Origin of the sequence: Paenibacillus anseongensis, from assembly GCF_009757995.1 — a bacterium.
GTDB classification, from domain to species: Bacteria; Bacillota; Bacilli; order Paenibacillales; family NBRC-103111; genus Paenibacillus_E; species Paenibacillus_E chondroitinus.
Map to the genome: position 1 here is coordinate 332,011 of NZ_WSEM01000039.1, position 22,915 is coordinate 354,925.

19 protein-coding genes and 1 pseudogene are annotated in these 22,915 nt (G+C 45.8%); 3 read left to right on the forward strand and 17 right to left on the reverse strand.

The window, feature by feature from the left end:
- Positions 1–20: 20 nt before the first annotated feature.
- Together GON05_RS36730 and GON05_RS36735 are read right to left on the reverse strand one after the other, a co-directional pair.
- Positions 21–1,814, reverse strand: a complete 1,794-nt coding sequence (locus GON05_RS36730; protein WP_157326422.1) for a protein adenylyltransferase SelO family protein — start codon at positions 1,812–1,814, stop codon at positions 21–23.
- A gap of 150 nt (positions 1,815–1,964) precedes the next feature.
- Positions 1,965–4,421, reverse strand: a complete 2,457-nt coding sequence (locus GON05_RS36735) for a S9 family peptidase (protein WP_181646468.1) — start codon at positions 4,419–4,421, stop codon at positions 1,965–1,967.
- A 224-nt stretch (positions 4,422–4,645) separates the two neighbouring features.
- Between GON05_RS36735 and GON05_RS36740 the strand changes: the two genes are divergently transcribed.
- On the forward strand, positions 4,646–5,872 hold the full coding sequence (locus GON05_RS36740; protein WP_157326424.1) for an MFS transporter: 1,227 nt from the start codon (positions 4,646–4,648) through the stop codon (positions 5,870–5,872).
- Between the two features lie 12 nt (positions 5,873–5,884).
- Here GON05_RS36740 and GON05_RS36745 read toward each other — a convergent pair.
- The 5 genes and pseudogenes from GON05_RS36745 to GON05_RS36765 form a co-directional block, all read right to left on the reverse strand.
- Positions 5,885–6,331, reverse strand: a pseudogene (locus GON05_RS36745) (VanZ family protein); the annotation flags it as partial.
- A gap of 43 nt (positions 6,332–6,374) precedes the next feature.
- Positions 6,375–7,238 carry a M15 family metallopeptidase gene (locus tag GON05_RS36750; protein WP_157326425.1) on the reverse strand — a complete coding sequence of 288 codons (864 nt, stop codon included), beginning with the start codon at positions 7,236–7,238 and terminating at the stop codon, positions 6,375–6,377.
- Between the two features lie 97 nt (positions 7,239–7,335).
- Positions 7,336–8,421 carry a HAMP domain-containing sensor histidine kinase gene (locus GON05_RS36755; RefSeq protein WP_157326426.1) on the reverse strand — a complete coding sequence of 362 codons (1,086 nt, stop codon included), beginning with the start codon at positions 8,419–8,421 and terminating at the stop codon, positions 7,336–7,338.
- Positions 8,414–9,109 carry a response regulator transcription factor gene (locus tag GON05_RS36760; RefSeq protein WP_157326427.1) on the reverse strand — a complete coding sequence of 232 codons (696 nt, stop codon included), beginning with the start codon at positions 9,107–9,109 and terminating at the stop codon, positions 8,414–8,416. The genes GON05_RS36755 and GON05_RS36760 overlap by 8 nt, the downstream gene beginning before the upstream one ends.
- A 48-nt stretch (positions 9,110–9,157) precedes the next feature.
- Positions 9,158–10,330, reverse strand: a complete 1,173-nt coding sequence (locus GON05_RS36765) for an FAD-dependent oxidoreductase (protein ID WP_157326428.1) — start codon at positions 10,328–10,330, stop codon at positions 9,158–9,160.
- 200 nt (positions 10,331–10,530) lie between these two features.
- On the opposite strand from GON05_RS36765, the gene GON05_RS36770 reads away from it, so the two are divergent.
- Positions 10,531–10,725: a hypothetical protein gene (locus tag GON05_RS36770; protein WP_157326429.1), complete on the forward strand. Its 195-nt coding sequence runs from the start codon at positions 10,531–10,533 to the stop codon at positions 10,723–10,725.
- A 37-nt stretch (positions 10,726–10,762) separates the two neighbouring features.
- On the opposite strand, the gene GON05_RS36775 is transcribed toward GON05_RS36770, so the two are convergent.
- The 9 genes from GON05_RS36775 to GON05_RS36815 all read right to left on the reverse strand — a co-directional run bounded on the left by GON05_RS36775 (position 10,763) and on the right by GON05_RS36815 (position 19,857).
- On the reverse strand, positions 10,763–11,797 hold the full coding sequence (locus GON05_RS36775) for an SDR family NAD(P)-dependent oxidoreductase (RefSeq protein WP_157326430.1): 1,035 nt from the start codon (positions 11,795–11,797) through the stop codon (positions 10,763–10,765).
- A gap of 3 nt (positions 11,798–11,800) precedes the next feature.
- Positions 11,801–12,163, reverse strand: coding sequence for an ArsR/SmtB family transcription factor (locus tag GON05_RS36780; RefSeq protein ID WP_157326431.1), 363 nt, complete (start codon positions 12,161–12,163; stop codon positions 11,801–11,803).
- Between the two features lie 170 nt (positions 12,164–12,333).
- On the reverse strand, positions 12,334–13,116 hold the full coding sequence (locus tag GON05_RS36785; RefSeq protein ID WP_157326432.1) for a phytanoyl-CoA dioxygenase family protein: 783 nt from the start codon (positions 13,114–13,116) through the stop codon (positions 12,334–12,336).
- Positions 13,117–13,146: 30 nt separating this feature from the next.
- Positions 13,147–14,349: a GntR family transcriptional regulator gene (locus tag GON05_RS36790; protein WP_157326433.1), complete on the reverse strand. Its 1,203-nt coding sequence runs from the start codon at positions 14,347–14,349 to the stop codon at positions 13,147–13,149.
- Positions 14,315–15,532, reverse strand: a complete 1,218-nt coding sequence (locus tag GON05_RS36795) for a trans-sulfuration enzyme family protein (protein WP_157326434.1) — start codon at positions 15,530–15,532, stop codon at positions 14,315–14,317. The genes GON05_RS36790 and GON05_RS36795 overlap by 35 nt, the downstream gene beginning before the upstream one ends.
- Positions 15,532–16,362, reverse strand: a complete 831-nt coding sequence (locus GON05_RS36800) for a carbohydrate ABC transporter permease (protein WP_181646469.1) — start codon at positions 16,360–16,362, stop codon at positions 15,532–15,534. Before GON05_RS36800 ends, GON05_RS36795 begins: the two co-directional genes overlap by 1 nt.
- Positions 16,362–17,243: a carbohydrate ABC transporter permease gene (locus tag GON05_RS36805; RefSeq protein ID WP_181646470.1), complete on the reverse strand. Its 882-nt coding sequence runs from the start codon at positions 17,241–17,243 to the stop codon at positions 16,362–16,364. The genes GON05_RS36800 and GON05_RS36805 overlap by 1 nt, the downstream gene beginning before the upstream one ends.
- 67 nt (positions 17,244–17,310) lie before the next feature.
- The gene (locus GON05_RS36810) at positions 17,311–18,681 is read right to left on the reverse strand and encodes an ABC transporter substrate-binding protein (protein WP_246239744.1); all 1,371 of its coding nucleotides are present in this window, start codon (positions 18,679–18,681) and stop codon (positions 17,311–17,313) included.
- Positions 18,682–18,819: 138 nt separating this feature from the next.
- Positions 18,820–19,857, reverse strand: coding sequence for a glycoside hydrolase family protein (locus tag GON05_RS36815; RefSeq protein ID WP_157326436.1), 1,038 nt, complete (start codon positions 19,855–19,857; stop codon positions 18,820–18,822).
- Positions 19,858–19,982: 125 nt separating this feature from the next.
- Here GON05_RS36815 and GON05_RS36820 point away from each other — a divergent pair, with 125 nt between their 5' ends.
- A complete protein-coding gene (locus tag GON05_RS36820) occupies positions 19,983–20,873 on the forward strand; it encodes an AraC family transcriptional regulator (protein WP_157326437.1) in 891 nt (296 codons plus the stop codon).
- A gap of 18 nt (positions 20,874–20,891) precedes the next feature.
- Here the strand turns inward: GON05_RS36820 and GON05_RS36825 are convergent, their stop codons facing one another.
- A complete protein-coding gene (locus GON05_RS36825; RefSeq protein ID WP_157326438.1) occupies positions 20,892–22,757 on the reverse strand; it encodes an alpha-L-fucosidase in 1,866 nt (621 codons plus the stop codon).
- Between the last annotated feature and the right edge of the window lie 158 nt (positions 22,758–22,915).

Consider the following 22,915-nt stretch of genomic DNA (forward strand, 5'->3'; position numbering starts at 1 on the left):
TCACGTTATCCAATTCGATTCTAAGTTCCGCAATAAGTCCGGTAAGGACGAGCAGTTTGAGCCGGCAGTGCGGAATATTCCGATTGCTTGGTTGTATGCGCGAAGGGATTGGAGAGCACCTGAAGAAGCCGCTCCATGACACTATAGTCTCCTTGTTTCACAGCTGCTTCCAGTGCTTCTTCAACGCGATGATTGCGTGGAATAATGGCAGGATTGCTGGAGCGCATTAACTGCTGTGACAAGTCTTTTGTCTCCTGCTGCCGGCCTAATCTTGCCTGCCATTGCTCATACCACTGAGCGAATTCCGCGGTCCCGAACAGGAATGTCTCTTCAGGTTTATCCAAGGTTAGCGCAAGGAACGTGTTCGTGAAATCTTCCCCGTAGTTGTGCATCATACTGAGCAGTTCTTCAATTAACGTAACGTCTTGAACCTCTTCGTTAAAAATCCCCAATTTCGCTCTCATTCCGGACAACCAGTTCCGATGATACCGTTCCGAAAAATGAGCAAGCGCATTTTCAGCAATTTTAATAGCTTCTTCCTCATTCTCACTTAATAATGGCAATAAAGTTTCAGCAAATCTTGCAAGATTCCAAGCCGCAATGCGCGGTTGGTTGCCATAAGCATAGCGCCCTTGCGAGTCAATGGAACTGAACACAGTAGCTGGGTCATACACATCCATAAAAGCGCAAGGACCATAATCGATCGTTTCACCGCTAAGCGCCATGTTGTCTGTGTTCATCACACCATGAATAAACCCAACAAGCTGCCATTTGGCGATAAGATCAGCCTGACGTTTTATCACTTCATTAAGCAGCGATAGGTAGCGGTTCTCATCTGCTGCAACTTCGGTAAAATGCCTCTGCAACGTATAGTCAGCCATCGCACGAAGATCCTGAGGAGTGCCGAATTTTGCGGCAAATTGAAAAGTACCAACACGTATATGACTAGCAGCTATACGAGTAACAATTGCTCCTTGCTGCTCGGTTTCACGATACACGGTTTCCCCCGTCGTAACCACCGCTAAACTGCGGGTTGTTGGGATACCTAATGCGCTCATCGCTTCACTTATGATATATTCACGCAGCATCGGACCAAGCGCCGCCCGACCATCTCCGCCGCGAGAGTAAATGGTAGGTCCTGCTCCTTTCAGCTGAATATCAACTCGGACGCCTTGAGGCGTAATATGTTCACCGAGCAGGTTAGTCCGACCGTCCCCCAACATATTAAAATACCCGAATTGATGCCCCGCATAAGCTTGAGCAAGTGGAGAAGCACCTTCAGGGATTTGGTTGCCTGCGAAAATCTCCGCGCCATCAGTACCTTGGAGCTCTTGGATATCTAAACCTAGTGATGCAGCTAACCTATCGTTGAAAACAACGATTTCCGGTGAAGGAACAGGTGTCGGGTTGATGCGGCTATAAAATAGTTTAGGCAGACGAGCATAACTATTGTCGAAATTCCAGCCGCGCTCCTTTTCGTCCTCATGTTTTGACAATTCGGCCTGCCAAGCACGCATTCCGCCATCGACGGTGACCGCGTCAAAACCTTTCTCACGCAGCAAAATGGCACAATTCGTCCCTGAGTTGCCTCCTGAACAAGTAACGTACAGCGTCTTGCCATCGGCGATTTTTTGAAGTTCAGCAGCGGTACTTTCCGACCAGTTGTTAATTTCACCTTTTTCAATGTGAATGCGATGAAGGTTATTATGCTCTGGTGTATATTCAGAAGCGGTTTCCTTGCTACGGACATCCAGCAACAGGACTTCTTCTGTTTCTAGTTTTTTAAATAATTCAGGGATTGATATTTTGTCCACGGTAGCCTCCTATATCAAAAAAACAAATTATTCTAATCCACTAATCATATCACCCGTCTACTTCTCCAGCAAATCAGGTCTTAGTAAAGAAAAAAGTGCCAAGCATCCCCATAAAATCAAGGTGCTTGGCACTTAGAAATGTAAATAGGATTACGCAGATTTTTTCTTGTTTTTCACGTTTTTATTTAAGAAATGAATAAGTGCTTCATAAAAGTCGTGTACGTTTTCCTGTTTTTGATACCCATGACCCTCATTTTTCTTGAGCATGTAAGGGACATCTACATCCAATTTACGCAGCGCGGCGACCATTTGATCCGACTCTGCTTTATTCACTCTAGGATCATTAACACCTTGTGCGATCATTAACGGCGCTTTTATTTGGTCGACATGCAGGACTGGGGATGCCGCTTCAAGCAGCTTCTTATCCTTGACAGGGTCACCGACCTGCTGATACATCATGGAACGGTCCATCGACCAGTATGGCGGAATCGTGTTCAAGAAAGTAATTAGATTGGAAGGTCCTACGAAATCCACACCCGCGGCATACAAATCGGGCGTAAACGTCACCCCTGCCAATGTCGCGTATCCACCATAGGATGCTCCATAAATGGCAATGCGCTCAGGATCAGCAGTTCCCCTTTTAATCAGCCAATTCACACCGTCCGTGATGTCGTTTTGCATATTTTTGCCCCACTGCTTATCTCCCGCGTTCATGAACGCTTTCCCGTAGCCTGATGACCCACGGAAATTTAGCTGCAGCACCGCATACCCTTGACTCGCCAGTAGTTGAGCTTCCATATTGAAATCCCAGGAATCGCGTGCCCAAGGTCCACCGTGCGGATTGACGACAACGGGCAATTGGGTCGATGCTCCACCTTTGGGAAGCGTTAAGTACCCATGGATCGTAAGTCCATCTCTGCTTTTAAAAGAAATCGGCTGCATATCCGCCATCTTTTTTTCATCAAACGTTGGTTGGATGTCTGCAATCTTCTCCATCTTAAGCGCTTTACGGTCATAGAGATAATAGCTGCCATAAGATTTATCGCTATATGTGTATAACAGTAATATATCCTTGTCCGGCGATCCGATTAAGCCCCAATGGGGAGTTTGCAGTCTATCCTCGATTTTTTTGAACAAATCTTCAAAATCATGATCCAAGGCATGCAATTTCATGTCTTCCGTCTCATAGATGACGGCTGCAATCGATTTGTTCTTATAGGACACGATAAAATTAGAGAGATCTACCTCATCATTGACATAAATGACTTCCGTCTCTTTCTTGGTAAGCGGGTCATATTTCACGAGAGCCTGCTTATCACGCCCTACATTGGAAACAGCGTAGATTTGCGTGTCGTTGAACGTAAACATAGCCGGAATAAAGGTATCTTTGCGGTCAAACGTATCAATTTTATCAAAATCTTTGCTTTCATTATCACGATATAGAAGGCTCGTGGCTTCACCGTCTACAGCTATTGCGGCACGAACCTTCCCCCAGTTATCCGTTACCCAAAATTTGACGTTTCCAGGATTCTGAACCTGCATATTCGTATCCCCTGAACGGAGATTAACCCGATAAACGTCCATCACTTTGGGATCTCGCTTGTTCATAGTTAGCAGTAACTCAATGTCACTTTCGCTTTTGGAAGGCAGCACATCCAGGAGATCAGCTTTTACATTCGCATATGGTGTTAAGTCTTTATCACCCGATCCGTCAACGTTCACAACATGAATATGTGTGTTTTCCGTACCACCTTTATCCATCTTGTAAATCAGTACTTTGTCAGTTATCCAATATATGCCATTAATATTTTCATCTTTGGAAGTCGTGATTCTCGTACCTTCCGAGTCACCAACCTTTTGGATATATAGGTTCATGCGGTTTTCCCATGGCTGCAAGTAAGCCAAAGATTTACTATCAGGCGATAACCGCATTTGGGCTTTATTCGGCAGTTGCAAAAAGTCATCCAGTAAAACAGGACCTTGACCTGTCTCTTCTTTTTGAGAAATCGTTCGGAATAAAAATAAGACTAGCTGAGCGCGAGTTACCTGATCCTGTGGCATAAACGTTAATTGCTCAGTAATAAAATTTTGCTTTAACTTCAAGACATCGTCATGATGCGCTTTGCCGATCGTTGCTTCATCCTTAAGCCATGCTTGGATGCCGTTATCCTTCAATTGGAAAGCACGCACCAGCAAGCTGGCCATCTGTTCGCGCGTCAGGAGCGCATCCGGTTGGTACATGCCATCGCTGCCTTGCACGATGTTTTGTTCTTTCAATGCATTGACTGCTTCTGCATAAGGGCTGTTTACTGCAACGTCCGTAAAGCCATTCAACGATGTAGGCTTTTTGAGCTTAAGCGCTTTGCTAAGCCATTTAGCGGCATCTCCGCGTGTAACAGCATCGTCCGGATGAAAAGCTCCGTCTTCTTCGGCATCCACGATACCTTTCTCTTTGAGCTGAGCAATCTCTTGACTTGCATAATAATCTGCCGGCACATCCGGATAAGCGACTGAATCGCTGCTTGCCTGTGCCCCGATTGGCAGCGAAATCGCCGCTATCCATACTGCCGCTAACAGGGAAGCTACCCCTTTACGAAATGAAACCATCCTGACCATCCATCCTCCTGTAAAATACATGCGACATCAATAATACGGAACGTGTCCCATTATATCCCAACAAATGAGAAATTGATAGACTTGTAGAGTAGAAAAGTACTAGGTAGAATTACCCATAACAATTCATATCGTTCCTTTAGCCTTTCTCATGTATGAAAACAGAATATAGGTGGAAGATAGAGGTAACAGTTTGAGGATGGGAGTAGCATACGAACATGAGTAAATCAACATTGCTGCAAGACCCGGCAAAACGAAAATTACTTTTCAGCGCGGGAATAAGCTGGTTATTCGATGCCATGGATGTAGGGATTATTTCCTTTATCGTCGCCGCTTTGGCTGTTGATTGGAAATTGGGAGCACAGCAAATCGGCTTGTTGGCAGCCATCAATTCAATAGGAATGGCAGTTGGAGCGGCCGTTGCCGGAGCAAGTGCAGATCGCTATGGCCGTAGATCCGTACTTTTAATCACACTGCTGATTTTTTCTATCGCAAGCGGGCTCTCCGCTATAGCTACAGGGTTCATCATGTTATGCATCCTGCGCTTTATCACTGGATTCGGTCTTGGCGGGGAGCTACCCGTAGCTTCTACGCTTGTTTCTGAATCGTTTTCCGCTACAGAGAGGGGTCGGGCTGTGGTGCTGCTTGAAAGCTTCTGGGCATGCGGATGGATTATCGCGGCTTTAATTTCTTATTTTGTTATTCCTACATATGGCTGGAGAGCGGCATTTCTCATTGGTGCGCTGCCGGCCTTATATGCCTTATACCTAAGAAGAGCGATTCAAGATTCCCCGCGATTTAACGAGCAACGAAATCGCCGCTTGACGCTCAAAGAACGTGCCTCATCCGTCTGGTCGGCAAGTTTCCGGAAATCAACGATTACGCTCTGGATTCTCTGGTTTGTCGTCGTTTTCTCCTATTACGGCATATTTCTGTGGCTTCCATCCGTCATGGTTTTGAAGGGCTTTAGTCTTGTAAAAAGTTTTCAATATGTGCTGATCATGACGCTAGCGCAGCTTCCCGGCTATTTCACAGCGGCTTATTTTATTGAGAAATTCGGCCGTAAGTTTGTTCTCGTCACTTACTTGCTGTTAACCGCTTTTAGCGCGATCTGGTTCAGTACGGCCACTACTGAAGCCATGCTGATCGCTGCAGGGATTAGCTTATCCTTTTTCAATCTTGGCGCTTGGGGAGCCATGTATGCATATACCCCCGAGCTATACCCTACTGGTATCCGCTCGACAGGCGTTGGTTTTGCCGCATCCTTTGGACGTGTTGGAGGGATCATAGGCCCTTATCTTGTTGGGTTATTGGTGTCTCGACATCACAGCATTACCTCGATATTTACCATTTTCTTCATTGCCATCGTAATCGGAGCGCTGGTTGTTCTGCTCTTCGGCAAAGAAACGAAGGGAACCGATCCGGATCAAGCCGCTAGCAGCTGAAATGATTTTGAATACGCAGAAGCCCAATAATCCGCCGGACGTATTTAAAATGAGATCATCGACATCGAAGGCGCCGATAGAAAATAAAAGTTGCGAGCATTCCAAACTTAAGCTTAAGGCAAAGGATCGGAAAACGACCCCGATCACTGACATCTTTGATTTTTTGGACATAAGCATCAGAAAAATGCCATAAGGAACAAATATCAAAATATTTCCATACAAATTGATAATATCATGGCTGGATAAACTTTGAATATTGTGTGAGATGGACTCGAATGGACGGAAGTTAGCCGTTTGCAAGCGATTCCGGATATAGATCGGATTCCCGAGATTTCTCTGAAGTTGATGCCAGAGAAAAGGGATGTCAACCGCAGCGAACTTAAATAAGATCACTTTAAACACCACGTAGATATAAAGGGCAAATAGCCCGGACAGCACAGTGTCATACAAGAACTTCATCTGTTTCACTTACATCCTCACCTTTCCTGAGTTTTGATGTTATTTATAGAAACACAGTGACAATCACGCCATCCATGTTGTTCCCTGACAGCTCGTACTTAAGCTTGTTTGGCACTTGGATGGTTGTATTTTTTGAAATCGGATGATAAGAAATTTCATATTTTACACCGAGAACAGTCGTTGTTAATGTTTGTTGTTGTTTCAGGAAATCTAAATACTGCTCCAGCGTTAAATTCTTTTGCTGCATAATCAGGCTATGGGGCACTCCAACATATCGGAAATGCCAAGGTTCGTACTGGATGCCCGTTATCGCCGTTTTATCTTTCGGATAACGCAAAATAAACCCGTAGGTCGCAGCATTCTTCTTCAGCCAATTCCCCTCAGGAGCTTGACTCATCTCCGATTGCGTCGAACCAATATCAAGAGCTATACCTAAGTTGTGCTCGCTATTCCCCGCCGGCAAAGCATAATCCGGCCCCATATCTTTATAGAGCTTACTTTGTTCTTTGTTATCCCGGTAGCCGCTGTTAATGATAAAATGATGAATTCCTTCTTTATCAGCCGCTTGGATCATGGTGGTAAAATTTTTCACGATGCTTTGTGACAAGCGAATTGTGTTATCTAGCAAACCATAGCCATTGACCAATTCTTTATGTTGAAAAAGATTAACCACATCCGTGAGAATCCCTACTTGGTGGATGGGGTAATCCATATTAATTAAGACTAAATTCCCTTGGTATATTTGATCTTTCATAATCTTAATCGTTTGTTCGCCCTTTTGGGGAATTGACTCTTGTATGTCAACTTTTGCTCCCCCTTGTTCTTCATTTACACGCTCCGTTTTCTGGTGAATGGCTTCATAACCAAGCAGTGCCAGTATGACAAGCCAAAAAACCCACTTCTTCATTCTTCGTTTCCTCCTTCTTCTTACTAGACATAAGAATAGGGCAAACTTTTTAAGAAAGAAGTGGGTTAAAATTAAAGTTTTTCTTAAATTTCTTTCATTAAAGCGGTAAACGCACCTCAAAGAGCGTGCGAACCAAGCTGCTTTGGGCAGATATCGTTCCTTGATGCTGCTCCACGATATTTTTGGCAATGAAAAGCCCGAGTCCCGTACTTCCACCTTGATGCGTGCGAGCCCGGTCACCGGTGTAAAACATGTCAAAAATATGCGGCAGCTCTTCCGATGGAATACTATCGCCATAATTTACAACTTGGATGACAGCTTCGCCTGCATCAAGATGGCAGTTAATATCCACGAATTGGCCGTCTTTTCCGTACCGATTCGCATTTGTTAATAAATTTTCAAAAACACGTGCCAGCAGCTCGCCATCACCCCGAATTTGCAAATGCGGTTCAATATTCAGCCTGACCAGCAGGTGACTTTTTTCGAAAACAGGATACAATTCCTCATTAAGCTGAATGAGAAGATCACTCAGATCGATTTGCTTTTTCTCAATGGAAAGCATGCCGTAATTCATTCTAGTGAGTTCAAACAGTTCGTCAATCAACTTCTCCAACCGTTTTGACTTCGTAAAAGCAATCGTTGTATAATGCCTGATTTGTTCCGCCGTCAATTGATTGTCCTGAAGCAGAAAATCTAAATAACCTAAGACCGAGGTTAGTGGTGTCCGCAAATCATGCGCTAAATTCAACACCAGCTGATCTTTGCTGCTTTCCGCGAAATCGCCCCGCTCCACGGCTTTTTGCAGCTTCTCACTTGCCATATTGATATCTTCCGCAATTTCTCTGAACTCATCGTTCGAAGAAATATGAACACGGCTTTGGAAATCCCCGTTAGCGAGGCGATGAATCCCTGTGGAAATCTCATGAAAATAGGTGGCATAAGGTTTAGTAAGGAAAAAGAAACAAACAATCGCAAGGGGGATGAAAAAGATCAGAAAGAAATTAAAATCCCCAATATTCGAGATAAAATGGCGTAGTTTGGCCAACGGATCTTCAGCCCGAACACCGCTGTAGTAGAGCTGAAGGACTTTATAAAGGATGAAGGTGAAAGCACCCGACAAAAGCATGCTCATTCCTAATAGAACGATCATTTGGAAGCGGAAACTTCGTATCATTTTACCCATTGAAAGTATATCCCACACCCCAAACGGTTTTGATCCATTTGTTTTTATTGTTCTCATCTTCACCCAGTTTTTTGCGCAGTGTACGGATGTGCACCATGACGGTGTTGCCACTTTCATAAAAGGCTTCGCCCCATACATGTTGGAAAATATTTTCCACACTAAAAACTTTCTTGGAATGAGCCGCTAAAAGATAGAGGATATCAAATTCTTTGGGTGTTAATTCAATCATTTCACCGTATAGATTCACTGTCCGTTTGTCAGGATCAATCGTCAGTCCGCCTGCTTCCAGTAGGTTGTGGTCGACTTTGGCTTGACTTAACTGCATGGACCGACGCAGATGAGCGTTCACGCGAGCAACCAGTTCCATCGGATTGAACGGCTTGGTCATGTAATCGTCGGCTCCAATTACCAATCCCGTTATCTTATCCAGATCAGATGATTTGGCGCTAAGAAAAATGATCGGCATTTGATGCTTTTCACGAATTTGCCGCGTCACCTCATGCCCATCCAACTTCGGCATCATGATATCTAGAATAGCCAAATCAATTGAGTGCGTTTGAATCGCCTGGACAGCTTCTTTGCCGTCCGCCGCTTTGATGATTTGGTACCCTTCTCTTTCTAAATGCAGCGCTATCAGATCGGCAATCTCCGCCTCGTCATCCGCGACCAAAATTGTAATACGTTTCATCGATATCCCTCTTCTATTTAAAGTGCTTCATTCTTATTCTATCCGAATTCAGCGCATTTGCCCATTCTCCCTCTCATGGTATTGGTTCATCAGGTCCGCCAGCTTGCGCGCAGCATCGTCCGAAAAGCAAAGCTTGAGATTCGCATCAGATACCTCTGCTGAAATCGACGAGTAAGCATACATCTTCTCCTCGTAAGCTTGAACAGCCGTGTTCAAGTCATCGTGTTGAACGATGGACAACGCCAGCTCAGCGGCATCTAACATCGCTAAATTCACGCCTTCACCAGCAAAAGGCGACATCAGATGCGCGGCATCTCCAATCAAGGTGACACCTGGTTTATGCGTCCATTGGAGTCCAACCGGCAGACTATAAATACGTCTCGGCACAATTGGCCCATCTGCTGAGCGGATATAGTCGGTCAGTGAAGCATCCCAATCGCTAAAATACTCCAGCAGCTGCTTTTTCGCTTCTTCAGGCTGATCGAACGGAATACCGCACGTATCCAGCCATTCACGTTCAACTTCAAATGCTGCATAGACACAAATTCGGCCATCTCCATTCAACTGGCCCAATATGCCTTTATGATCCGCAAGGGCAAACATTTTGCCACGTCGATTAAAAGCAGCCAGTTCCGGATGTGCGACAGCGGCATTGTCAACATAGAGCTCAACCATACTTAGTCCGCTGTAGGCAGGAACTGATTCTGTAAGCAGCGGACGAATACGGGAGAATGCCCCGTCTGCGGCTACGACAAGATGAACGGTATCCACATGCCCATTCTGGAAATGCAGTTCGTGCATCCCATTTTCCGTAGGAATGGCCTGAACTAAATCGTGGCCCCACTGAATGGTGCCAGGGTCGATAGCGTCTAACAATAGATCCCGCAGCGTCCCACGATCGATTTCAGGTCTATCTCCTTCACCGCCCTCCGCCACTTCATCCATATACAGATTACCGAATTTATCGAGTAGCTTGAAATCTTCTCCTTCATATCGGGCGAGCGCCTCAAATTGTTCAATTAAGCCAGCTTCTCTGAGTGCTTTCTGACCAGAATCGGAATGGATATCTAACGAACCGCCTTGTTTGCGGCTTGAAGGTGATGCTTCCCGTTCATAAACGGTAGTTTTGATCCCATGCTGCTGTAAAATCCGGGCCAACGTCAGTCCTCCAGGACCTGCACCTACGATAGCAATGCGTTGCTGTTGTTTTGTTGTGTTCATACGAATCGACCCCTCGTCGTTAGATTTTGTTTATCAACTGACCAAAGTATACGACTGCTTTTTAAACTGAAAATAAACGAGGTAGTTTCTCTTAAACGGGACACGTTTCTACAACTTTCACACACAAAATGGTTTACAATAAAACAACCACCATCAAGCAAATCCTGCAGCCGATGTAGAATGTACCAGGGGGAGCTCTCATGAAAAAGAATCATTTTGTCATCGCAATCACATGTCTTTTCTTTGCAGGAGCTATTGTTGGATTGGGTTTAATTGAAGATACTAATGTGACAGAACCGATCGTCAAGACCAAAACGAATGATTTGCCGACCAAAAAACTTTATGGTTTTGTATTTTATGAGGAACCTGCCTCTTACATTTCATATCAAAAATAGGGAAGAATATCTGTAACCGTCCTACTTCATTTTATGTTCAGAGACAGTCAAATTTGGTACCTGTTAACTTCTCGCTGAGCTGCCAAAGCTTAGTTGCATATTCAGGGTCAATAGCCCATGGACGTACGCCATAACCCTTCGTACTGTCGCCCGGAACGGTCACAGCGATATTCAAATCTTCACAATACACGCCGCCCATACCAGCCAACGAATCGCTAGTGGCACACCAGACGGAGGTGGCCGCGCCTTGTTCAATCGTTTTGTATTTATCTACTTTTCTCGTTAGATTGACAAGCTTTATTAATTGAAACTTATTAACAAATTTTATCACCATAGAATTAAAAGCTCTCATATAGGCAGATGTTTTATCGTCCACACTAAATCTACCTATCCCAGTGGTAGGAATTAATCCAGGGTGTACCGAAAATGCGCGGACTCCTGAATTCTTAGCCAAGCGATCCAACTCAACAGCAAAAAGAACATTCGCTGATTTGGACTGGGCATACGCCTTCCATTTGTCATAGTCAGAATTCTCAAAGTTAGGATCTTCGAAATTTACGCCACCTAACCGCTGTGCTCGGGAAGAAACCGAAACAACCCGTGCTCCGTTCGCTTTTTTCAAGGCTGGCCAAAGCTTTGCAGTCAATTGAAAATGGCCCAAATGATTGGTGGCAAATTGTGATTCATAACCTCTTGCATCTCGCATGAGCGGTGCTGCCATGATCCCTGCACTATTGATTAACATGTGGAGCGGCCTTCCGGTTGATAGAAAACGTTCTGCAAAGGTATTGATGGAGAGTGGATCCATGAGGTCCAGAACCTCTAACTCCACATTAGGAATGCCTCTCACCGCGGCACGCGCCTTATCCAATGTACGAGCGGGCACAATGACGGTTGCGCCTGCGTTAGCTAATGCTCGCACGGTCTCGAGTCCAATCCCCGAATAGCCACCGGTCACAATGGCTACCTTATCTGTTAAGTCTCGCTTGCCTAGTACTTGCTTTGCCGTTGATTGGGGTGAAAGCCCCGCTGAAATCGCAGCTTGCACCGTTTGTATTTGTCCTATGCTCATCGTTTATTGTCCTCCTTTGCTGCTTTGTTTCAGAAGCATATTTTCTATGTTAACGGTAAGCATTTTAAGATTATTAATCCAACTGGATAAGTCAAGATAGTAGTAGTTCATGGCTGCCACCTTGTAGACTAGGACAATTCCTGCATCCTTCAAAATTTTGAGATGATGTGACACAGCAGGTCTTGATAAATGTGTTTGCGCCGTAATTTCTCCAACACGCACACCCTCACAGCCCGCAGCAATCAGCACCATAATGATGTGCTGTCGTGTCTCGTCACCGATCGCAGCCAGTACTTTACCGCTTGCTTTGAAATCAGCTTTTATGACATTTAATTGATCAAAATCATCCACGGGGTCATTCTCCATTCTCCTTACACATTGGTTTGAACGTTCGAACCAACTACAGATTAGCTTACAGGTAGAGCTCGCGCAATATCGGGAAAGTAAATCGAGACGAATGAAGTGCGTTTCTTCATCGTAAAAAGCCCAAGATGAACGACCATCTTGGGCTCTTCTCATTATGTACCATGCAGACATCATTCATTCTCAAATTGCACGGGATACCCGGCGCCAAAAGGCGCGTCCGGTCTCTCGAATTCTCCCATGAGATAACGCCGTGTAGGTGTTGTGCGCGCTAGAAACTCTGGATTGTTCGCGAAGCGATCGGAGCAACGTACCCACGGCGGGCTATAAATATAATGCATCGTGTAACGGTCGTAATCACCGTCATGTGCATATGTGCGGTGCCAAACTGCATTGTGAAAAAATAAGACAGATCCTGCCGGCGCACAGATGACATGGCCGATTGGCACGTCTTCCCTGTTCGATCGAATAGAATCCGGCAGCTGAACCTGGCTTCGATGGCTTCCTGGGATAAGCTCCATATTTCCGGTTCGCGGAATCGTCTGATCCGTCAGTAAAAAGGAAGCACGCAGCTGAAGCAGGGGAATCGGATAGCCCAGCTTACGGAAGTCGTAAGCACCTGATCCGTCTTGATGCCATCCGCCTACCCCACCGAAAGCCGGCTGTTTCGTACACCAGCCGGACTGCATAATAAAGCGATCACCATATAGCGCTCTGACTTTGGGCAGGATAGCCGGATGATCGATCAGTCGCTCTAAGGATATCTCCGTTTCATATCCTCTGCCTACTTGGGCCCAGCCAGTGGTGCCGGCTGATTGGTGTAAGCGAATAGACGCTTCCAGACATTCATTGACTTCCTCTTGCGAGAGGACATTTGGAATCAAGAGATAACCCCAAGATTCAAATGTGAACCGATCTAACTCCGTAAATTCTCCTGGACTAGAAATGGGATTCATGCGATAACTCCTCCTTCTCATTCTCCGCACTTAGACTTTCGCTGTTAACCGGCCTGTGGATTCCCCTTCTACTAAAGCTGATTTTACAATCCATTTCATAGGTTCATTCATCTTTTCTTTGTTACCTAGCAGTTGAAGCAGCATTTCAACCGATTTGGAGCCTATTTCCTGCTCGTGCTGATCAATATGAGTGAACACACGGTCATCCGTTAGCTCAGAATATGGATTGTCGTAGGTAATCATAGATAAATCATTCGGGACTTTCATCCCTAAATGTTTAACGAGTCCAGCCATAAATAAGCCCAACTTCATGTTCAATGTAATGTATGCGGTTGCCGTCCGTTTTTTCAAGAACAGATATAGCGGATGTTTTTCAATCGAATGCGTATCGTTCACCTGAAAATCAGTTACAATCAGTGCCGGATTAATCATCGAGCCTTTTTGTTTCAACGCTTCCATATACCCCCGAATTCGTTCGTCAACGGTCATTGTGCCAATCGATATATCAGAGCATATGGCAATATCTCGATGCCCCAGCTCCCACAGATGATGGACGGCCAACTGAGCGCTCACTATATTATCCGAGCAGACACAATGCGTTTCAAACCCTGGCAGGAAACGATCCACGAGCACAAACGGGAATTTGTTCATTTTCAAGATCAATATTTCTTCGTTGTACGTCTCTGCATCAATCGGAAAAATGATAAGCCCCGCCGCCCCATTTTGAATCAACTCCTGGATCGCTTCCTTCTCCCGCTCCTGACGATTGTGCGAAAGGACAATGGATAAGTAGTGCTCGGTGTCTTCCAGAGCGGTCTGGATTCCCCTAATAAGACGAATGGCGAAGAAATCTTCCAAAAAGGGAAGAACTAACCCGATCATTTTGCGCGTAGAAGCATGTCGCCCTAACTCTGAATGCTTGCCATTAGCTGATGGATGGTCCTTGGAGTTGTCGTCCGAATTTTTACCCAACGAATTCCCTTCATACTCCGAACTGACAAAGCTGCCTCTCCCCGGTATGCGGTAGATCCATCCATCTTTCGCGAGCTGCGTTAGCGCATTGGACACCGTCATTCGACTAACCTTGAATTGCTCCATCAGCTCCTTTTCCGTTGGGAATTTGCTATTTACTTCCAGTTCTCCAGAGAGAATTACCTGTTTAAAATGCTCTTGAATTTGCAAATAAAGCGGCTGTCGCTCATCCCTTTTGGTTGATTCCCGGATTCTGCTCATATAGCTCCTCCTCAGAAGGGCTCTGTTCGACACATCGCCAGGCTTGATCCAAATCTTGAATTAAATCTTCAGGGTCCTCAGCACCGATGTACAGTCGAACAAGGGTGCCTACTTGCGGATCCTTAGTGTTCAATGCATGTAAGGCATTCACATTGATTAAGCTTTCGAATCCACCCCAGCTGGCTCCAATCCGGAAAAAGTGCATGTGATCCGCCCAGGCTCTGAGCTTGTCGACGGATTCCCGAGATTCAAATGAAAATAAACTGCCTGTGCCAGTCATCTGTGTTTTTGCCAGTTCATACTGAGGATGATTCGGCAATCCGGGATGATTGATTTTCGCGACATAACGTTGTCTGCTCACGTATTCAGCAACTTTAAGTCCACTTGATTCATGGCGCTGCATCCGTAATGGCAGCGTACGGAGTCCACGTGTTACCAATCCCGCTGTTTGTGGGGTCATGACGCCGCCGAATAACATGTATTCGGTAGACATTAGCGGGTCCATCAACCGTTTGGAACCAACGACGACGCCTCCTAAGCAATCGCTATGACCGGAAATATACTTCGTTATGGAATGGACGACGAGACCGACCCCCAGTATGAGCGGATTTTGGAAACAAGGCGTCGCCCAGGAGTTGTCGAGAATCGTTTCCGCTCCAATGGAGGCCGCCAAATCCGTACAACCGCGGATGTCCTGCAGCTGAAAAAACATACTCGTCGGGCTCTCCAAATACAGCAACCGTGTATTTGACTGTACGGCGTTTTTCCAATGATCTAGGTCACTGCCATCGATAAAAGTGGTTTCAACGCCAAATTTTTGCAAATAATTGCCTAGAAATTCTCTTGTTGGACCATAGGCTTGATGCGAACAAATCACATGATCGCCTGACCTAACGATCGACATAATCGCCGCCGAAATAGCCGCCATGCCGGACGCAAAGCATTTTGCCCTTTCTCCCCGCTCCAACTGGGCAAGCTTGTCTTCCAGGAACCGCACAGTTGGATTATTGCCTCTTGAATACACGAAATTTTCTTGCTCATCCACTCTTGCCAAATTATATTGTTCATACGTATCGAACGAAAACAAACTTGTCTGGTAAATCGGAACATTGATGGAGCCGTGATGGTGGTCATCATGTTCATCATGCGCCACGATCGAGAAATTTTTCTCATTAGCCGTCATCAGCCTTTCACCGCCCCTTGGGTTAGTCCCTCCACGATAAATCGCTGTGCGAGAGCGAATAACAGAATAGTCGGAAGTACAGATAACACGGTTCCAGCGGACATGGAACCCCAATCAACATTAAATTTGAGAATAAACGAATTCATTGCCACCGGCAGTGTTTTCAGCGATTCATTATCAATAAACATAACGGCCAAGAATAGCTCATTCCAGTTCTGCACGAATGCGAAGATGAACATAGAGGAGATTCCAGGCATCATAATCGGAATGATAACTCGCATTAAAGCGGACAGCTGGGAACAACCGTCAATCATCGCCGCTTCCTCCAAATTGGAAGGTATCCGTTGAAAGAAACCCCGCAGCATAATCGTGGAAAAAGGAATGAGAATGACCGTGTACATTAAAACTAATGAGATGCGTTGATTCAGCAAATGCATATTTGACATCATCATATAAAGTGGAGCCAATGAAATGAAGCCTGGCAGCATTTGCGTAATGAAGAAACCGAGCATAATTTGCCTATGCCCCCGAAACCGGAATCGCGCCAGCACATAAGCGCTGCATATCGCAATCACGATAACAATAAGTGCAGATGTAATGGAGACAAGAAGGCTATTGGCGATATACACGTTGAATTTGGATACTTTGAAAATATTAATGTAATTTTGGAAGGTGAATTGCTCAGGCCAATAATGGATCGGATAACTGAAGATCTCCTTCTGTGGTTTCAAGGAAGTAATGACGATCCAATATAAGGGAAACACCATCAGGACGAAGTAAAAAGAGAGAAAGACAACCTTCGTGAGCCGATACCCCAATTTACGTTTCATCAAAAGTCACCTACCTTCTCAGACTTCGTGACCATCAGGTAAAATACAGTGTACAAAAACAGCATCACAATCATGATGACGCCAACAGCCGAAGCTGCGCCATAATCCCCGTCATAGATGATTTTGTTCAGCATTAAGGAAGACAGAATGTGTGTGGCGCCTCCCGGCCCCCCATTCGTCATGCCATAAATAAGTGTTGGATCATTGAAAATCCAGATAACCCTCAGCAGCGTCGTAGCGATAATGGTTGGCATAATATATGGAATCGTCACATCAAGCAGATTGCGGTAGCTGTTGGCACCGTCAATACTCGCCGCCTCATAAAGCTCCGAAGGAATAGATTGCAGCGCAGCTAACAGCATGATCGTGAAGAAGGCGATGCCGTACCATACATTGGCAATAATGACAGACGACATCGCCCACTTAGGATCCGACAAGAAACCAATTCGGTCTTCTATGATACCTAGCCGCAGCAAGAGGTCATTAACGACGCCAATTTGTGAGTTAAATAACCATTTCCAAATAAGACCAATGAGAAAGCCGGATAATGCCCATGGATAAAAAATAAATCCTTGATATATGCCTCGTCCCCAAAATTTCTTATTTAAAAACAACGCCAGGATGAATCCCAGAAGAAATTGAAATATTAACGAAAAGAACACCCAATACAAGCTGTTTTTCAGCGCTGCAAGAAATTGATGGTCGCGGAACGCATCCACAAAGTTTTGTAAGCCAACAAAATGCACCTGCTTCAGATTGAATAGCTTGTAATCCTGAAAGGCCATAACAACCCCCTTGAGAAAGGGGTAATAGGTAAAAATAGCGACTAGCAGCAGTGCGGGCACCAAGCTGGAGAGTATGAATTTTTGCCGAGCACTCACGTCGAACACCTCCCCGGTAAGACAGCAGCGGCAGGCGATGAGCGCCCGCCGCTTGCTGCTTCATGTCTTATTTTTTCATTCCTGCCTGCTGATCCTGCCAGAATTTATCCCATTCCTTCAGAAGATCGTCAGCGGATTTTTTATCCAGCAAATAGGATTGCTGCCCTTTCATGCTCAGCTCTCCCCAGCTGCCATTACCCGGATATTTGAAAGGCGGAGTATAGCTAATGAAAGTATCCGCTTTTGCGGTCATATCCAGTAGTGTTTTATACGGCCCTGTTTGGAAGAACGTATCCGCCGTCGCCGACGTATGGATCGGAATCGTGCCGATTTGTTTGGAGAATTCCGTATTTTCTTTCGGACTTGAGAGGTAAGAGATCAGTTTCCATGCTTCATTCTTATTTTTGGAATTTGCGGTAATCCCCCAACCTGCTGCTCCTGTGCTAACCAAAGATTTGCCATTAGGTCCCAGAGGCATCGCTGCTGTCTCTAAGGTTTTGGGGTCCATTTTGTCCTGAAGAACTTTAATAACATCAGGATCCTGCAGCAAAATACCGGTTACGCCTGACGTAAAGGCTTGAACCTGGTCTTGGAAGCCCCAGTTGATGGAGTCCGGCGGGGATGCCTCTTTGTAAAGCTTTTTATACAATTCTAGCGCTTGTTTGGCTTCGGGAGTCCCATAGATCGTCTTGCCATCCTTCGTAAATGGCGCATCGTCAAGATTCATGACTTTATCATTGTAATCATAAATCATATGGTCAAAATTCCCATTCGCTCCCGGTCCACCCCGGAAGGAGAAGCCGTACCGATTTTGCTTTGGCTCGGTCAATTTTTTGGCTGCATCCACCAGCTCATCCCACGTTTTTGGCACAGCTAACCCTTTGGCTTCAAACCAGTCTTTGCGATAGAACATTTGTCTTTGATACAGCGCATTGGCGATAAAGTAAAGTTTGCCGCTTGTGGAACCTACTACTTTGGAAGTACCGGAAAGTGTTTTACTATCCGCCCAGCTTGAAGCATAAGAATCCAAAGGCTCAAGGTAGCCATTATTGACATATTCGGCTATGTTTAGGTCCCTGACCTCCAGAATATCAAGGTCTTGCTTAGCGGCCAGCATCGTCCTGATTTTATTGTCTGCCTGATCGAAAGGCGGCGAAATAAGCTCAACTTTGATGTTTGGATTGTCCTTTTGAAACCGTCCAATCGCATCCTGAAGCAGCTTCGTGCGCTCCGGGCTTGTTAGACTTTCAATCATCTGAAGCGTCACTTGTTTTGCAGCAGGCTCCGTACTTTTCGGAGCATCAGAAGAAGCCGGCGTACTTCCTCCTGGCGCTGGCGTAGTGCTCGTATTTCCGCTTCCACTGCACCCTGCCAAGCCCCCCAATAACATGACTCCGGCTAGCATAGTTGTCCATCCTTTTATTGCAGCTGCCCCCATATCTCACGGCCTCCCCAAATTTGTTATATTCAACTATATTGTCTTAATTCAATAGATATGTCTTAGCCGTTTATGAAAATAAAGAAGCCAGCCTCTGATTATCAGAGACCGGCTAATTCATTCATGGTAGCTTGATCGTTATTCCGAGGCAATCGGCACCACCATGTTCCATGTTTGAGAAGCTTTGGTGAATCCGCCTGTTCCATCGGCTGTTGCTGCAAACAAATGCGTTGGTTTTCCATCTTGAAAGAGAATGAAAGGTCGTTCGAAACTGCCCATGACCGTCTCCGTACCATCATCCCATCGAACTTTCCTGGAGTAGGCTTTAGGATTGTCAGCTACATGCCAGGTTAATCCATCTATGGAGTGAGCCTGAATTCCGGCATGCACCTCCCCGCATATGCGACCGTCCATATCTTTGGCGATAAGCTCATATCGCTCACCCGTATGCCAAATAAATGGATCTTCCAGATGGAATTTTGCTGGCGGAAATACGGGATCTTCACTGATTACGCGATAGGGACCCTCGAAATGATCAGCGCGCGCCGCACCGATCATCATGTTCCCATGGACATTTCCTTCGTATTGACGTGCTTTATAAATAAGCATGACGGAACCGTCCTCATGAATACAAGGCGCAGGATTGGACGTCAGGAAGGAGTCAAAATGCCCTGGTCTTGTTGGTAAAATCGGCGAGTCCCTCCGCTCCCAAGGACCGAACACACTCGTAGAAGTCGCTATGCCAATACGCTTATTTGCGCGAGCAACAATACATCGTGGATCTGTAAGCCCGAATTCTTCACCCGGCAGTACATCAGCCAGAGGGTTTGTTGAGCCCATATAATACAGCACATAGGTATCCCCGTGTTTTGTAATATGTGGATTGTGCGTGCTGCGCCCGTCCCAATATTCAGCTCCGCGTGCGGGAAGCACAATCTCCTCGAACGCATAAGGCCCTTCCGGCGTGTCGGAGACCGCTCGAACAACCTCCGAGTGAACAAGCCAGCCTGGATGCATCGGCAGATGTTTGGGCCATCGGGATGCAAACATGTGAAAGCGTCCATCCTCTCCTTTTATTACAGAACCGCACCACACCCAGTATCCTTCCATCCGAAATCCTCCGTTCTTCGGTGCTGGTTGCAATCTGTCGTACAAGCTTTTAGTTTGAATATACATATAAATCCTCCTTTAATTTTAAAAGTGATAGACACAATTGACAGCTTATAGTAAGCGGTTTATCCTAAGAAAAATGCGTAAAATGGCAGCATTCTTGCGTTTTCGCAGACTAGAGGTGTTAAGCAATGACGGAATTAACTTCTATCGTCTCTATCGAGCCCTCCATTCGGGCAGCTCATTATCATGCCTATTCCGGCAGAGTGAAAGAGAAAAACAGATTTGGCTACTGCTTTGCTTTTCATTTGATCTATAAAGGGTCTGGCTCCGTGCAGATGAACGGCAGAAGTTACCCTTTAAAGAAGGGCACGCTTGTGTTCATTCCTCCCGGGCTTAAGCATACTTTCCACATGAATGAATCTCAGCCGATTTCTTCTTATGATATGTACTGCGATTTTTTCATGAAGAAAAAATCGATTCAGCATCTGTATTTCGATCCTCAGCTCGATTTCGAACCCGGTCTTTTGACTGAAAGCAGACCATGCCAAGAGCTGGAGCAATTAACAGGGATTACACAGCTAACCCGGTATCCCGAACTCATTCAAACCTTTATTCAGATCGTTCGTATGAATCGATTAGACATTCAATTTAAAGCTGAGATCGTAAACAGCCTGCTTTACAGTTGGATTTTACAGCTCGTCAATTTAAATCTGTCGGACAACATCCCTGATTACCGTATTCAAAAGATCATTGATCTCATGGAACAATATCCCGGCATGAATCCGCCCTATGAGCAGTGGCTTGAGCTGTGCCAATTAAAGAAATCCCAATTCTACAGCATGTTTAAGAAAATGACCGGATTAACGCCAAAAGAGTGCTTCTTTCGAATTAAAATGCAGCGAGCCTACGCGACGATCCATGAAAGCAAACGCTCGATCACATCGATTGCGGAAGATCTGGGATTCTCCTCGGTTCATTATTTTTCGCTGCAGTTTTCCAAATACTTCGGCCTTCCTCCCTCCGAGCTAAGGAAGCAGACGAAGGTGGCAACGGTGTCCTATTCGAAGAAGGAATCCTGACTTTTAGTAGGGGCAGCGCTAATTCCCAACATCCGTTGTATCGACCTCATCATAGGATTCTTTTTGTTCTTGATTCATCGACAACGGAATGAATGTAATGGCATGAAGCCTCATGAGCTCATTCCCTTCGATGGTGACTGGCATCATCAGGATGTCATGCTCTCCTGCGGCAAGCGATACTTCGTGCTCAATCTGTAGCGGAGCCGTTGCTTCAGAAGGTGCAATCTGACCGGGAATTCGCTGCTCACCAAGGCATAACACATAGCTTCCCCCGTACGCAGGTCCAGGTGCGCTCATGCGAATCACCAGTTTATAAACACCTGGATGATTGAATCTCACACGCCACTTGACGAATTGGTGGATACTTGTCCATTTCCAGACATAATCGTTGCCTTTCTTGCCGTCCCCGTAACCAATACCTTTGCTTACTTCTGCATCAAAAGCTCTTAGCGTCGTTGTCTGACTGCTGCTTATCAACCGTCCAGGATGTACAGCAGGTTCCCCATCCACTTCTATGACCACAACTCGGTGATACTTGCTGTCCGCCTGCTCTGGCACATGGATTTCCCAATCGTAGTAATTCAGCCTGCGGGCAGCCAGATTAGCCGCTTCATCATCCATCAGCCAAGCTTTCTTGATATGGCTTTTCAGGCCTCCTAACACTAATTTCCCGTCTTGTGGCCAATCAAAAACGTGAAGATACAGCTGATTCCCTCGCCTCGTAGTCTCTCCCCAACTCTGGACGTCAAGCGGCGTTTTCTGGGTACCGTAGATACTCGCTCCGTTCACTGCCAACCAAGCTCCGATTCCTTGCAGAATCGAACGATCCTTCTCATCGATGAGACCATCGCCCATTGGCCCCAGATTCATGAGTACATTGCCTCCTCGCGCAGCTGACTTCGCCAACAATTGAAGGAAGACATCTGCAGGCTTGTGCGAATGATCATCAGCTGAATAGCCATAAGATTCATTGGTCGTTGGTATCGTTTCCCAGTCACCTTCACACGGAAAAATCTCCAATGCGCGATCTGCCGTATTCACATAATCAGAGAAAGTGTCAAAACCGTATCCATGAGCAAGACGTCCATTAACAACAATGCGGTCGTCGGCCTCACGAATCGCTTTCAGAATTCTTAAATTTTCCGAAAGCGGCAATTTATGAGGCGTATCAAACCACAAAATATCCGGCTCATATTTGTTAATTAACTCGACAATTTGCGGGATCGATTTCTGGCTCACGTAATGGTCAGCTACCCTTGGCACAAGCTCCGGATGTTCGTTGAACCACAGCTTACCCTTTCCTTCGTATAAGCGGAGGTCGCCTCCCGGATTTGCATATTCCCAATCGTTGCCCGGGGCGTCCGGGTGCTCCCAATCGAAGGCATGCGAATAGTAAAATCCAAACCGTAGGCCATGCCGTTTGCAAGCATCCTTCAGTTCTTGCAGCGGATCTCGCTGGAATGGGGTCATCCGTATATCGAACGGATAGGCATCCGACGGATAGATCGCAAAGCCGTCATGATGCTTAGCCGTTATGACGACATACCGCATGCCTGCCGCTTTAAACAGCTGTACCCAAGCTTCCGCATCAAATTGTTGCGGATTAAACTTCTCGATGCACTCCTTCTTGTATTCATCAAGACTGATCTTCTGAGCTCTCATGAGGTGTTCCGCATAACCTCGCGAGGGCTGGCCTTTCCATCTTCCCCCGGTTACCGAATATGCCCCCCAATGAATGAAACAGCCATACCGAGCTTCGCGCCACCAGGAAATTCGCTCTTCTTTGTTAACTAACGAAGCAGGCCACCAACTCGCAACCGCTTGTTCAACCGCCAATCGATCTCGCTCTTCTGGATCAAGGATCGTTCTACTAGATTTTGTCATCTTGATGTAGGTCCTCCAAGTAGTTTTCCTACATTATGCCGTCCGATAGCGGATTTGTATTTAGATGAAATTCCGTTTATTTAGATAAATTTCCAGTGTTCTAGACTCCTTCCTACGGGAACATTGTTCATCATTAATGCCTACAATCCGACAACGAG

Excerpts from the sequence above, each read along its gene's own strand:
- GON05_RS36735 (WP_181646468.1), bottom strand. The coding sequence starts at position 4,421 with ATGGTTTCATTTCGTAAAGGGGTAGCTTCCCTGTTAGCGGCAGTATGG.
- GON05_RS36740 (WP_157326424.1), top strand. The coding sequence starts at position 4,646 with ATGAGTAAATCAACATTGCTGCAAGACCCGGCAAAACGAAAATTACTT.
- GON05_RS36750 (WP_157326425.1), bottom strand. The coding sequence starts at position 7,238 with ATGAAGAAGTGGGTTTTTTGGCTTGTCATACTGGCACTGCTTGGTTAT.
- GON05_RS36755 (WP_157326426.1), bottom strand. The coding sequence starts at position 8,421 with ATGGGTAAAATGATACGAAGTTTCCGCTTCCAAATGATCGTTCTATTA.
- GON05_RS36760 (WP_157326427.1), bottom strand. The coding sequence starts at position 9,109 with ATGAAACGTATTACAATTTTGGTCGCGGATGACGAGGCGGAGATTGCC.
- GON05_RS36765 (WP_157326428.1), bottom strand. The coding sequence starts at position 10,330 with ATGAACACAACAAAACAACAGCAACGCATTGCTATCGTAGGTGCAGGT.
- GON05_RS36770 (WP_157326429.1), top strand. The coding sequence starts at position 10,531 with ATGAAAAAGAATCATTTTGTCATCGCAATCACATGTCTTTTCTTTGCA.
- GON05_RS36775 (WP_157326430.1), bottom strand. The coding sequence starts at position 11,797 with ATGAGCATAGGACAAATACAAACGGTGCAAGCTGCGATTTCAGCGGGG.
- GON05_RS36780 (WP_157326431.1), bottom strand. The coding sequence starts at position 12,163 with ATGGAGAATGACCCCGTGGATGATTTTGATCAATTAAATGTCATAAAA.
- GON05_RS36785 (WP_157326432.1), bottom strand. The coding sequence starts at position 13,116 with ATGAATCCCATTTCTAGTCCAGGAGAATTTACGGAGTTAGATCGGTTC.
- GON05_RS36790 (WP_157326433.1), bottom strand. The coding sequence starts at position 14,349 with ATGAGCAGAATCCGGGAATCAACCAAAAGGGATGAGCGACAGCCGCTT.
- GON05_RS36795 (WP_157326434.1), bottom strand. The coding sequence starts at position 15,532 with ATGACGGCTAATGAGAAAAATTTCTCGATCGTGGCGCATGATGAACAT.
- GON05_RS36800 (WP_181646469.1), bottom strand. The coding sequence starts at position 16,362 with ATGAAACGTAAATTGGGGTATCGGCTCACGAAGGTTGTCTTTCTCTCT.
- GON05_RS36810 (WP_246239744.1), bottom strand. The coding sequence starts at position 18,681 with ATGGGGGCAGCTGCAATAAAAGGATGGACAACTATGCTAGCCGGAGTC.
- GON05_RS36815 (WP_157326436.1), bottom strand. The coding sequence starts at position 19,857 with ATGTATATTCAAACTAAAAGCTTGTACGACAGATTGCAACCAGCACCG.
- GON05_RS36820 (WP_157326437.1), top strand. The coding sequence starts at position 19,983 with ATGACGGAATTAACTTCTATCGTCTCTATCGAGCCCTCCATTCGGGCA.
- GON05_RS36825 (WP_157326438.1), bottom strand. The coding sequence starts at position 22,757 with ATGACAAAATCTAGTAGAACGATCCTTGATCCAGAAGAGCGAGATCGA.